An 11,238-nucleotide genomic window follows, 5' to 3' on the forward strand; every position below is an offset into this window, starting at 1 on the left:
TCCCCAGGTTCGGTCTCTCGCTTCGGCGCCTCTTTTGGTTCTCCCCCAGACAATGTTTGGACGTGGGCTTCAAACCTCCAGCGATTCAGCGACTGCGATTGAGCAGACCATGGAGCGGCTGCCCCAGGGTGCGCGTCGTCTCGCTGCGGAACTGAAATCTTCGATGCCTGTTCAGCTCCTCTGGGATGTGCTGACGGATTACGAGAATTTGTCCCGGTTTATCCCCAACCTCAGCTCCAGCGAGCTGATCCAGCGCCAAGGCCAGACGGTACGGCTTCAGCAGGTGGGCAGTCAGCAGCTCCTGGGGCTTCGGTTCTCAGCCCAGGTTCAGTTGGAGTTGACGGAGTATCGCCACGACGGACTGCTGCAGTTCCGCATGGTGAAAGGTGATTTCAGGCGGTTCGAAGGTTCGTGGCAGATCCGTCAACGTCCCGACGGAAGCTCACTGCTCTACGAGCTGACGGTTCAAGGCTGCCTAGGCATGCCGATTGGTTTGATTGAAGAGCGACTGCGCGATGATCTTTCCAGCAATCTGAGCGCTGTGGTGCAGGAAGCGCAACGAAGAAACGGCTGAAGTCGCTGCTGAACTCATCGCGAATTGAATTCGCGATGTTGTCTATACCCCCAAGGGGATTCGAACCCCTGTCGCCTCCGTGAAAGGGAGGTGTCCTAGGCCTCTAGACGATGGGGGCGAGGCCGTGATGAGCGAGCAGTCAGTGCTCCTGATCACTTGTGAACACTAGGGCTTGGTCGGACCCTCCGTCAAGACAGCCTGTCCCCATTCGACACCTTGTCCTTGCCAGATCGGAACCGTGAAGGTGAAGCAGGCTCCTTCTCCAGGGTCTGAGACAACCCAGATCTTGCCGCCGTGCACTTCGACGATGCGGCGGCAGACCGCCAGACCCACGCCGTATCCGGTGGTTTGGTCGGAGGTTTGCGGTAGACGAACCCGATCCAGAAAAATCCGCTGTTGTTCCGCTTCCGGAATGCCGGGACCACTGTCACAAACACTGACCTCCACGCGCTGGCTGGTGCGGTGCAGCATGGTGAGCGAGATGTGCCCACCATCCCCGGTGTACTTCAGGGCATTTTCCAGGAGATTCAGCAGCACCTGACGCATGCGGCGCTGGTCGGCAAAGACCTTGGGAAGATCAGCGGGGATATCAGTTTGTATTTCGACGTTTCGGCCCAACCACAATTTTTCGAGCTCGAGAATGACCTCGGCAGAAACGCTGGCAAGGTCGAGCCGTTGCGGGTTGAACAGCGTTTCCCAACGGGTGGTTCCCACTTCGAGCAAATCCTTTGACAGTGCCTCCATCTCCTGCAGGCGGCGGGTGATCACATCCTGAAAGCGATCCATGTCGATCTGTCCCAAGCGCTGGCTTTGCAGGGCTAACGCCGCTGCCGTGAGCGGTGTACGCAGTTCATGGGCCACCATGCGCAATAAGCGTTCCTGGGCATGAACGCGATCGATCAGCGTCTCGTTCTCTTGACGCAGCACCAAGAGTTGATCCTCGAGTTGGAGTTCCTTTTGGGTCCGACTCCCATCAAGTTCCGTGGGTCTGAGGCTGAGGCCGAGACCGCTTACCACCCCATCCTGTTTCCAGCGCGGCACCCACCCTTTGAGTTGCTGAAGGATGTTGCTTCCTGCAAAAACCTGTTTCGGGTTTGGAGCAAGTTTGATGAGGGCTGGCGTCACCACAAGGCGATGCAGTTCCAGAAGTTCGGGTTGGTGCGAGGGATCAGCGACCTGCAGGGTGACTTCGAAGCCCAGGTCTTCCCGTTCCAGAAACTGCACCACGGAACGAAGATCCTGGCCAGACAGGTGGTGTCGCGCTGCCACCAGCAATAGCTTCAACGGCTGATGGGTCTTGGGACCGTCCTTCACCACGCGGACTCAAGACCACAAAAACCGATGCTTACCTTATGGGTTTTTGACTGAACCGCCATCAGAGCTAAGACGATGGAGAACACTCCATGGCGTCATCGACGCGGTCCATGTCGCTTTTTTCCGCGCAAAACCGTGCTCCTCTGACCGCTCCCGCTGGAGTGGCTGTCCAGCCGACGATTCAGGTCGACAGCAGCCTGCGTCGCTGGTTCAACCGCAATTTGGGGGTCTGGCGTTCCAGACGGCAGTACACCTTCAGTGACGACCAGGTGCTGCATTTGGATATGAACCTCAAGATGGAGGCCTTCGCCCACCCCGAGGCCGGCGAGAGTCGGTACCGATTTAGCTGGTGGTCCGACCAGGAGGACCAGCATTCCGACGAATTTTTTGCACGGAAGCCTTGGTTTGAGCGCACTGGGGTGATGGAGGCCACGCTGTGGGGCCATCAGCTCCAACGAAGTCGTGGTTATCTCAATGGCGACCCTGTGAGAACCAGGATCCGGCAAGTGGATGAGCACGAAACCATCCTCGAATCCCACTATCAGCAATGGGACATCCTTGAGCACATTCGGCTTGTGGATCAGGACCGCTACCGCTATCGCGCCATTTACAGCTGGGAGAACGGTGATCTCTCCATCGTTGAGCACCATCACGAGATTCGACTTTCCGATTCCCTGCCGCTGATCGAGGACGAATAGGGGGTTCCGTTCTGCTGTTGTCCCAGTTCAACAACCGCGCCCAACCCTCGTGAAGCCTTTGCTTGGGCGGTAAGTTGCAAAAAAGTGAGCTGTCCGAGAACCAAGGTGATTCGTCGTTCGTTAGCCACCGCTGCCCTGTTGATGGCAGCTCCGTTGCTGTTTCCCGCCACGTCTCAGGCTCAGGCGTCAAAGGCCAAGCCCACCCCCGCTACGGCTATGGAAGTCAATACTTATGGGGTGATGTCGATTGCCACCTTCTGTGAGGCGAGGGCCCAGAAGATCGATTTCAGCAAGTCTCTTGCGGTTGCTCTTGCCGCTCAGTTGCATGTGATCTACGGCAAGCATGGCGGTCTGCTCCCCGGCTCCAAGACTCCTTTGCCTGAGAAGCAGTTCCTTAACAATGCTGGCTTTATGGTCGTAGGCGGCGCTTTGAAGTTCTGTCCTAAATCAGTTCCTGCCGCAGAGAAAGCACGCTTTGAGAAAGCAGCCGCGTCCTTGAAGCCCGCCAAGAAATAGGAAGAGCTCCTCTCCCGCTCTTGTAGTGAAAAATATCTCGATTTGCTTGGCTATTAAGGATTCTGATATTTGGATTGATCGATAATGTTTAGTCCTACTACTGGTGGTCTAAGGATTCAACTTTTGGCTGACGAGCCTCAGTTGTGGGTTCTGTCAGTCAGGATTGTTGAGTCCTTGCGTCGTTAGCCCATGACTGCAGCTGCTTCGATTCGTTTAGCGGACTACACGCCATGGGCCTTTGATCTTCCCGACATCGCTCTTGATGTGAATATCCAGAGCGACCATGTCGTTGTTAACTCCAGGCTCAGCCTTCAACCGCGTCGTGCCAATGAGCCCCTCGTGTTGTGCGGCGTCGATCTGGCCATCGAATCTCTCGCGATCGACCAGACGCCTTTGAAGCCTGAGGATTACAGCTTCGCTGACGGCCTTCTGACCATCCCAGTTGTTCCGACCCAGCCGTTTGTACTGGAGACCTGCTGCCGTCTGGATCCTTACTCCAACAGCTCTCTTGAGGGGTTGTATGCCAGCGGTGGTCTCCTAAGCACTCAGTGCGAGGCCGAAGGATTTCGACGCATCAGCCTGCATCCGGATCGTCCGGATGTGCTTAGTCGTTGGAGGGTACGGATTGAGGCCAGCTGCAGCAGTTGTCCGGTGCTGCTCAGTAATGGCAATGCAATAGAGAACGAGCGCATTGGCGCTGACCGTCATGCTGTGACCTGGGACGATCCTTTCCCCAAGCCCTCTTACCTGTTCGCCCTGGTGGCCGGAGACTTGAGGGAGATTCGTGATCAGTACACAACGACGTCGGGCCGGCAGGTCGCCCTGCGATTGCATGTTGAGGAGGGGGATGAACCCTTCACGGCCCATGCGATGGCGTCGCTGAAGCGATCCATGGCATGGGATGAATCTGTTTATAACCTCGAATACGACCTGGATGAATACAACATCGTTGCGGTGCGTCACTTCAACATGGGAGCGATGGAAAATAAGAGTCTGAATATCTTCAATTCAAAGCTTGTTCTCGCCGATGCGGTGACTGCAACCGATGCCGAGCTCGAACGAATCGAAAGCGTCATTGCGCACGAATATTTTCATAATTGGAGCGGAAATCGCATTACATGCAGGGATTGGTTTCAGCTCTCACTTAAAGAAGGTCTAACGGTTTTTCGTGATCAATGTTTTACTGCAGATCTGCATTCTGAAGCGGTTAAGCGCATTGAGGATGTTGCCATGTTGCGTAATACCCAATTTCGAGAAGATGCAGGCCCCACAGCGCATCCCGTGAAGCCATCGGAATACCAGGCGATCGATAACTTCTACACAACAACCATTTACGAAAAGGGCGCGGAGTTGATCCGCATGCTGCGCACCTTGCTTGGGCCAGAGCGTTTCATGAAGGGAATGGAGGTTTACATCCAACGTTTTGATGGCACGGCCGCCACAACTGAGGACTTTGTTCAGGCAATCGCCGATGGCGCCACCAGCCAGGGCGAGCCGCTTGGTTTTGATCTGGAACGCTTCAAGCGCTGGTACCACCAGGCAGGAACTCCGGAACTCAGCATTGATCGGCAGTGGAACCCTGAATCGGGTCAATTGACGGTGGTCTTGCACCAGGCGACGGCTCCGACGCCGGGGCAAGCGGACAAGCAGCCCCTGGTGCTGCCGGTTGCCATGGCCCTGGTGGGTGAGCAAGGTCGTGTTGGTGAAGAGCAGCTGCTCGTGATGGAGGCTGAGCGAGCCAGCATCACCCTGCAGGGCCAGCCCGGTGACAACGCCCCTGCCCTATCCGTGCTGCGGCGGTTCTCGGCGCCGGTCCATGTGCGGTTGGACCAGTCGCTGGAGGAGTGTCTGCAGCTGTTGTCTTCCGATGATGACCCCTTCTGCCGTTGGGATGCGGCTCAGCGTTTGGCACGTCAGGTGCTTCTGGCACGGGCTGAAAACCAGCCGAAACGTGCCGTGGAGGAGGCTCTGATTCAGGCTTTGGATCAGAGGATCTCCGCTTACGACGGTGGTGATGGCATGGACCTGGCGGCGCTGCTTGCGCTTCCAGGAATGGCGGAACTGGAGGCATTGCAATCCCCAGTGGATCCTCTTTCGCTGGATGAGGCGTTCCGGGAGTGGACCCAGGAGATGGGTGTTCGATTGCAGTCGTCCCTGCGACGACTCCTGGACTTGGCGCGGGCTGACTGGGCCATGGCTTGGCCAGCCGGTCAGGGCGGCCGTGCACTGACGGCTTTGGCTTGGCGCTGGCTCGCAGCTGCTGGGGACGCAATGGTTCAGGCTGAGGCACTAGCGGCGGTCTCCGGGCCTTCGATGACCCTTGCGCGGGGAGCACTGCGCGCGTTGCTTCCGCTCGACAGTGCTGAGCATGAGCAGGCGATGGCCTTGTTTTACGACCGTTGGAAGGACAAACCCGTGATCCTTGACGCTTGGTTTGCGATGGAAGCGTCGGCCCCCAGGTCGAATGCTCTGGAGCGGGTTCAGCAGCTTTTGGAGCACCCACGCTTTGATCCGCTCGCTCCCAATTCCTTGCGCGCCGTCCTGGGCGGATTCACGGCCAATGTGCAGGCATTTCATGCCGCCGATGGCAGTGGCTATCGGTTCATGGCTGAGCAAATCGCAGCGGTTGATTCCCGGAATCCGATCACAGCTTCACGGATGGCCAAGGTGTTCAGCCGCTGCAACAGTTACGGATCCGACCGCCAGAAGGTGATGCGTCAGGCCATCGAACAGCTGGCGTCAGAGCCCCTATCTGCAAACACGGCCGAGGTTGTTCAGTTGCTCATGACGTGATCACCACAAGCACGATGATCGCCAGCAGCAGGATGACCAGCCAGAACTTTCTGTTGCTGCGCCGACTGCTCAGCGGCGTTGGGCGCGTGGGTCGGCTCCCTGCCGCAAGACCGCAGTTCTGACAGACCAGCCGTCCGGCCATGGATCGATCGGCACGAAACCGACGGCTTCCGCAGTTCTGGCAGACGGTGACGGCCAAGGTCTCTCAATCATCGTTCCACCAGCTTGCCTGGCATCAGTTAGTCCCGTTCCCAGCCTTCGCAGCCTGCTTTGGAGCGCTGGCGCTTCGTGCGTCGATAGCTCTCGTTCTGTTGGGCAAGAGCTTCGCTCGCCACAGCAACAGCTTTGCTGTCACTGCTCTCAGCGATGATCGCTCGATTGATTGCCATGGCGTTGCCCAGGCGATTCAGCACCTGATCCATCAGCTGGCACTCATCGAATGCGGCGCGTCCCGCGGCCGGTACTCCAAGCAGCAGCAAGGCCCAACACGGAGCAAGCAAGCCTTTCATTGATCTGCTCAGGGGCTGTAAGTGATGGTGCACTGATAGCGGCTGCTGAATCCCACATCAATGCTTTTGCAGGTTGTGTCGGTGATCGTTGCCCCTTTTGGGACCACGCGCATGGCCTCTGCGGTGGCGAACTGCTCTGAGGGGCCCTGGGCTGTGGCCCGATTCCCGCCTGCGAGAGCCGTGGAGCCCCAAAGGATTACGGCCATCAACAGAGCCGCGTGTCGCATGACGGGAGTCAGAAGTGATGTCTTCGGTTTACACAAAACGCGTTTGTGCGACAGCGGTGGTGGCATTAGCAACGGCCACGGCACCAGCGCTGACCCTGATGTCTCGGTTCAGTTTTGGATTCCGTGTCCTGCTTCGCTTCGGGAACTGGCGGTGGGGGCAGAAGCGCTGCTGGCTGCACGGGAAGACGTTGCGATCCCCATGCTGCGTCAAAGGGAACCACCACGAGGGGAATTGGTTCCGCACTCCGCACCGGCAAGACCAATGCCCATGACGCGACAAGGGCTGTGATCAGAAATCTCATCCCGCCATTTTTGCTGATGCTTGATCTTCTTGCCGTAGTTTCTGCTGCCCCATCAGGGCTGAGGCCGGCGGCGACAGGGCAGGGGTGGAACCTGAGCCTGTTCAGGCCTTGGAATAGGAGACGCCGCGATAAGTCAGAACAACGGAATTGCGAACCGAATTGACTTGATCGGCCCGATAGGATTTACCCATGTATTTGAGTTGGATTGTTGGTCTGGTAGTTGCTTTCTCTGACTTTGCATATTTGTTGCCCAAGAAGGTGAGTTCCATGGCTTAGCAGGGAGTGAATTAAAATGTTTTCAAGTTCTACATCGTCGCTGAAGGCCCGCAAGGTTCCACTGGATACTTCGTTCTTTAGCCATTGTTAAAATGGCCTCGGCTTGATACAGGCGCCGTCGTCTGGCCTTGGCCTGACAGGGAAAAGGGGTTATTGCTTGTTATCGACTGTCGTCTCAGTTGTCGTGAAAAGCGCGAGGTATTGGAGATTATTTCTCTTTGCTGCACCGTTGGCATGCAGAAATTCTGTCTTTGTGATGCTCTGGCAATGTTAGCCGAAAAGGGTCAACATCAAATTCATAACCACATGTGCATCTTGCGTGAAATCTCAGCTTTTTTGATTTTGTGAGTCGTTTTAAGAGGGTGATCTCTCCATAGATTTGCTCTGGCTTGAACCGATCAAGCTTGATACGTTCTTCGGGTGCATTTTTGATTCGTGCCTTATGCAGTGCGTTGCGCACTGAGTTTTCGCTGCCTTTGCCAAGGATCTTGGGGATCTGGAGAATCGATCGACCTTCCTTCAGATACAGACGCTTGATCTCCTCGATCTCTGCACTGGTGAAGCCAGACTTTTTGCCCACCTGCTTTCTCCCTTTATTTTGATTCTCTCAGGGCGTGTGCAAGGCAAGGTCTTATGGAACCCTTCCGCCCAATCTGACGCCTTGCCAATGAGAGGTCTGGGGGTCCGACCAGCATGATTCACTGAAGGCGAGTTAAGCCACAACATGGCTGCGGCTCATATGGTCGCTGCTTTCGCCTCATCGGAACAGCATTGAACAGATAGCCGGGTGATGGTGTTGTTGGAGGGTCCACACCTCCATCCATTGGCCCCTGCATGGTCATTGGGCGCTGAGTGTCAGCGATCTTTCCCACGCAGACACCGCATGCACAGCCTGGCTCCTCTTTTGAAGGGGAGGAGTCAGATCAGCGTTTCTCACTGGTGCTGAGCAACTCCGCCAGCCTGTTTTAAGTATTTGGGTTTACTAGCCAACCTTCACCGACCAGCTACGGGCAGTCGTAACCGGAAGCATTGAGCGTTGAAATAAACATCAGCTCTTCAGTTGAGGTCTTCAAAATCGACCCAATGAATGCAATCGACAGGACAGGTGTCAATCGCTTCCTGGATTCGATCAATTGAATCACCGTCTTGGCGAATCGCACGACAGCGACCTGTTTCTGGAACCATCACAAAAGTATTGGACGCTACATGTGCGCAATAACGGCAGCCAATGCAGTCAACTTCCTCAACCCAAACTGCTTTGTCGCGAAGTCCTCCGCCTAAAGATGGTTCGGATCCCGTACGAAGCTGCCCAGGATGTGATGAAAAAGCTGCATCAACCAGATTTCTTTCTATGTACATCTGTATCAAGCTTCCATGAAAATTTCAGCGAATCGTAAACATCTGGCTGAAGATTAAAAGCACCAAGTAAAGGCTTCCAGCGCCACCAACAATTAAGAAAAGAAGCCAAAGCTTGAGAAGACGACCCTTTGGCTTTTCGTAAATCAGACGGGATACCGTCATTGGACGACTAATTTTATTGAAAGCATCTATAGACAACATCAACCCATCACGAATCAAGCGCTCGCGCCAACTCTCTCCATAGCGGGGCAGGCGCTGATAGATGGGCATCTCACCCTGAGGACGGCCTGGCAAGGTTCGATTAACTTGTTCAGGTATCTCATCATTGCCAAATCTCTCAAAATACTCAGGAGAGGCAAGAACAGCATCAACAAATCCTGAAAATCCCTGCTCAGCAATAACAATAGACCAAGACCTCTTTTCGTCTGAGCCATAAACAGGACGGCCCAAAACTCGCCCTACAACCTGCTCGACAATTCGCTCATTATTGTTGCATGCAACATATCCATTGTAAAAACGCTCTGAGAGGAGCAAGCCCCTTACGAAATCCCTTACTGTGATGCTGCCAGACTTAAATTGCGATTCCAGAAAAGGATCGCGATCAAAAGACATCGCATGAAAAAAAATCTGGCGGTAGCACTTCCCGATTATTTCAGATGCTAATTCTGCCGATAGATCTGATCGACGCTGAGGTAAGCGACCTGATATAGCGTCAACCCGGGAGTTTTGGCTTGATAGATTGAATCGTAAACGAGCCCTGGAAGAAAGGGAGGCCAATTAACCTGGAAATTCTTTAATGTAAGAATTACATCCAAAGAATAAGAGGCAAGACAATAAGTGACAGCAAAATGAAGGATCAAAACATTTGCCATGCAAAAAAGAGTCTAAACTTTGACCATTTGATACTTGCCCATAGTGCGTTTTGAAATCCTAAAACGCTTTTATCGTGCAGTATTGCAATTGTATTTGCTTAAATGAAACGTGGCTCTAAGTGGATTTGAAATTGCCATGGGTGGTATTGCTTCGATCCCTGTGGTCGGCGGACTGGTCTTGCTGGGTTATAAATCATTTGGTGAAAGCGCTCTGGATACAAGCAAGCTGAAACCCAAAAAGAAGCCACCAGTCAAACAGGAAAAAGCGGTCAAACAAGAAAAATCTGTATCTGATAAAAAATCATCTGCAACAAAGAGTGAGACTTCAGAGGGCCAAAAGAAGCCGTCCGCAACTGTGAAAGAACAATCTGCTTCGGCCGATCAGTCAGCTGCAACAAAGAAATAGGCTTTCATTTCAAGTAAAAGAAGCCTGAAATTGCTATAGAAACTTCAATACCAGGCCAAATGCCGTGGTTGGCAATGAAATTGCTACCCGGTAATTAAATGGCCCGTGAGCAAGCAGTAAGTAATAATCAATCAAATCCAGTCGAGTTTAGTTTTTTTATGTGGTGCTTTAGGGGCATTTCCCCGAATGATTCGTATAGGGTTAACCAAGCTGCCCTTTCTGAGTAGCAAATTTATGTGCATATTGCATCCATTCTTGGCCGTCTTCGCCAAAAATCATCACAGGAATGGAAGATATATCAGCGCGACTGCGATCAAAATAATAACCGCTCAAGAAATCAATGGTCAGAATATGCTTTTACTTCAATGGACTATCTAAACCTCCTTGTATGCATTCCAGTAATCTTTTGGATCGCGATTGGTATTCGCGCGCATAGTAATTGGATACAGTCTGTTTTTGTGGCCGAGAGTAAAAAAATTAAGCAGCAATCGCAAATGATTAGTGAGTTTGGCTACGGCTCGCTAAATACTCGTGACAAGCTTGTGGCCAAGAAGGGTTTGGTCTTCGCCTATTGGGAGGGATCTCGTCAAGATCAAAAGCCGACGGCGCAGTTGGAATCGCTGCAAAGCCCGGTAATTTTCCAATTAGTTAATTTTAGTTTAGTGGCTGGAACCTCAATTTGCCTGTTAATGATTCTGAGCAAAGGCCTATTCGCTAGTCTTCGACTTATTTGATGGCTTATTGCCTTTGACATGGATTTTTACTCGTTGTCGGTTTTATTTTGTACCCATAGTGCAGTCGGCAATCCTTTAATTGGATCGCTGCGCTGATGCTTATTAGTGCAGCGATATTGCTGTATCTCATATGGTCAATGCCTTCGGGTGATTGTAACTTCGCAGCAACTTTATTTAAAGGCATTGTGTGTGCAAGTCCCCGCTGCAGGGAATCTCTATTCAATGGTTTGTTTATTCATCATTGAATGGAGCAAAAGTTGATTGTTTTATTTTAGGGGAGGAGTGGTTCGCCGTCACCTCGCTGTGGTTGTGCAATGACGACAACATCCCACTGCTTTGACATTTATAAATTCAAGTTGATGAGTTCGATTCAATCACGCTGTTTCGAAGACGAGTCATCTGGCGTTGAAAACGCGTTCGAATCGGACCAGTGCGATCTGGAGTGATGACCTTGGTTGATTCTCGTGTCTCTGATGCGCGAAAGAGACGAATCGATTGCGAACAGACTGGCTCAACCCGTTTCACCTAATTGATGCATTCATTCAGCACAAATCACAGCTCTTTTCGTTGAATTGCCATGCCTTCAATGCTTGGCGGATCTGGAATGGTTCGCTGTCTCTAGAACACCCCCGCCTGCTGCGGGAGGGAATTGTGCTGA

Annotated in this window: 15 protein-coding genes and 1 tRNA gene; 7 read left to right on the forward strand and 9 right to left on the reverse strand. The window is 53.2% G+C overall.

What is annotated here, in order from left to right; genetic code table 11:
• Positions 1–52 precede the first annotated feature (52 nt).
• A complete protein-coding gene (locus NCN06_RS12625; protein WP_250399027.1) occupies positions 53–574 on the forward strand; it encodes an SRPBCC family protein in 522 nt (173 codons plus the stop codon).
• Positions 575–619: 45 nt separating this feature from the next.
• On the opposite strand, the gene NCN06_RS12630 is transcribed toward NCN06_RS12625, so the two are convergent.
• Positions 620–692 (reverse strand) — tRNA-Glu (locus NCN06_RS12630).
• Between the two features lie 47 nt (positions 693–739).
• Positions 740–1,891: a histidine kinase gene (locus NCN06_RS12635; protein ID WP_115025285.1), complete on the reverse strand. Its 1,152-nt coding sequence runs from the start codon at positions 1,889–1,891 to the stop codon at positions 740–742.
• Positions 1,892–1,998: 107 nt separating this feature from the next.
• On the opposite strand from NCN06_RS12635, the gene NCN06_RS12640 reads away from it, so the two are divergent.
• The 3 genes from NCN06_RS12640 to pepN all read left to right on the forward strand — a co-directional run bounded on the left by NCN06_RS12640 (position 1,999) and on the right by pepN (position 5,895).
• Positions 1,999–2,586 carry a hypothetical protein gene (locus tag NCN06_RS12640; protein ID WP_250399018.1) on the forward strand — a complete coding sequence of 196 codons (588 nt, stop codon included), beginning with the start codon at positions 1,999–2,001 and terminating at the stop codon, positions 2,584–2,586.
• 84 nt (positions 2,587–2,670) lie between these two features.
• Positions 2,671–3,102 (forward strand): DUF8650 domain-containing protein, encoded by a 432-nt coding sequence (locus NCN06_RS12645; RefSeq protein WP_250399019.1) that lies wholly within the window; start codon positions 2,671–2,673, stop codon positions 3,100–3,102.
• 189 nt (positions 3,103–3,291) lie between these two features.
• Positions 3,292–5,895 (forward strand): aminopeptidase N, encoded by a 2,604-nt coding sequence (gene pepN / locus NCN06_RS12650; RefSeq protein ID WP_250399020.1) that lies wholly within the window; start codon positions 3,292–3,294, stop codon positions 5,893–5,895.
• Here the strand turns inward: pepN and NCN06_RS12655 are convergent.
• From NCN06_RS12655 to NCN06_RS12665, 3 genes are read right to left on the reverse strand one after another with little or no spacing between them, the layout of a single operon-like run.
• Complete coding sequence (locus NCN06_RS12655; RefSeq protein WP_250399021.1) at positions 5,885–6,094, reverse strand: TFIIB-type zinc finger domain-containing protein; 210 nt, start codon at positions 6,092–6,094, stop codon at positions 5,885–5,887. The genes pepN and NCN06_RS12655 overlap by 11 nt on opposite strands.
• A 40-nt stretch (positions 6,095–6,134) precedes the next feature.
• A complete protein-coding gene (locus NCN06_RS12660; RefSeq protein ID WP_115025281.1) occupies positions 6,135–6,404 on the reverse strand; it encodes a hypothetical protein in 270 nt (89 codons plus the stop codon).
• Positions 6,405–6,412: 8 nt separating this feature from the next.
• The gene (locus NCN06_RS12665) at positions 6,413–6,631 is read right to left on the reverse strand and encodes a hypothetical protein (RefSeq protein ID WP_250399022.1); all 219 of its coding nucleotides are present in this window, start codon (positions 6,629–6,631) and stop codon (positions 6,413–6,415) included.
• Between NCN06_RS12665 and NCN06_RS12670 the strand changes: the two genes are divergently transcribed.
• Positions 6,630–6,920 (forward strand): hypothetical protein, encoded by a 291-nt coding sequence (locus NCN06_RS12670; protein WP_250399023.1) that lies wholly within the window; start codon positions 6,630–6,632, stop codon positions 6,918–6,920. The genes NCN06_RS12665 and NCN06_RS12670 overlap by 2 nt on opposite strands.
• Positions 6,921–7,034: 114 nt before the next feature.
• Here the strand turns inward: NCN06_RS12670 and NCN06_RS12840 are convergent, their stop codons facing one another.
• From NCN06_RS12840 to NCN06_RS12685, 4 genes are all read right to left on the reverse strand, one after another.
• Positions 7,035–7,202, reverse strand: coding sequence for a DUF4278 domain-containing protein (locus NCN06_RS12840; protein ID WP_115025278.1), 168 nt, complete (start codon positions 7,200–7,202; stop codon positions 7,035–7,037).
• Positions 7,203–7,417: 215 nt separating this feature from the next.
• On the reverse strand, positions 7,418–7,789 hold the full coding sequence (locus NCN06_RS12675; protein WP_115025277.1) for a hypothetical protein: 372 nt from the start codon (positions 7,787–7,789) through the stop codon (positions 7,418–7,420).
• Between the two features lie 476 nt (positions 7,790–8,265).
• A complete protein-coding gene (locus tag NCN06_RS12680; RefSeq protein WP_115025276.1) occupies positions 8,266–8,568 on the reverse strand; it encodes a ferredoxin in 303 nt (100 codons plus the stop codon).
• A gap of 24 nt (positions 8,569–8,592) precedes the next feature.
• Positions 8,593–9,345, reverse strand: a complete 753-nt coding sequence (locus tag NCN06_RS12685) for a phycobilisome rod-core linker polypeptide (RefSeq protein WP_284500002.1) — start codon at positions 9,343–9,345, stop codon at positions 8,593–8,595.
• Between the two features lie 231 nt (positions 9,346–9,576).
• On the opposite strand from NCN06_RS12685, the gene NCN06_RS12690 reads away from it, so the two are divergent.
• Positions 9,577–9,846, forward strand: a complete 270-nt coding sequence (locus NCN06_RS12690; RefSeq protein ID WP_250399025.1) for a hypothetical protein — start codon at positions 9,577–9,579, stop codon at positions 9,844–9,846.
• 236 nt (positions 9,847–10,082) lie between these two features.
• Positions 10,083–10,580 (forward strand): hypothetical protein, encoded by a 498-nt coding sequence (locus tag NCN06_RS12695; protein ID WP_250399026.1) that lies wholly within the window; start codon positions 10,083–10,085, stop codon positions 10,578–10,580.
• The last annotated feature ends 658 nt before the right edge of the window (positions 10,581–11,238 follow it).

The organism is Synechococcus sp. MU1648, assembly GCF_023630615.1.
Taxonomy (GTDB): Bacteria; Cyanobacteriota; Cyanobacteriia; order PCC-6307; family Cyanobiaceae; genus Parasynechococcus.

Coding starts and splice junctions, on each gene's coding strand:
- NCN06_RS12690 (WP_250399025.1), top strand. CDS start 9,577: ATGGGTGGTATTGCTTCGATCCCTGTGGTCGGCGGACTGGTCTTGCTG.
- NCN06_RS12660 (WP_115025281.1), bottom strand. CDS start 6,404: ATGAAAGGCTTGCTTGCTCCGTGTTGGGCCTTGCTGCTGCTTGGAGTA.
- NCN06_RS12640 (WP_250399018.1), top strand. CDS start 1,999: ATGTCGCTTTTTTCCGCGCAAAACCGTGCTCCTCTGACCGCTCCCGCT.
- NCN06_RS12840 (WP_115025278.1), bottom strand. CDS start 7,202: ATGGAACTCACCTTCTTGGGCAACAAATATGCAAAGTCAGAGAAAGCA.
- NCN06_RS12625 (WP_250399027.1), top strand. CDS start 53: ATGTTTGGACGTGGGCTTCAAACCTCCAGCGATTCAGCGACTGCGATT.
- pepN (WP_250399020.1), top strand. CDS start 3,292: ATGACTGCAGCTGCTTCGATTCGTTTAGCGGACTACACGCCATGGGCC.
- NCN06_RS12680 (WP_115025276.1), bottom strand. CDS start 8,568: ATGTACATAGAAAGAAATCTGGTTGATGCAGCTTTTTCATCACATCCT.
- NCN06_RS12665 (WP_250399022.1), bottom strand. CDS start 6,631: ATGCGACACGCGGCTCTGTTGATGGCCGTAATCCTTTGGGGCTCCACG.
- NCN06_RS12670 (WP_250399023.1), top strand. CDS start 6,630: ATGACGGGAGTCAGAAGTGATGTCTTCGGTTTACACAAAACGCGTTTG.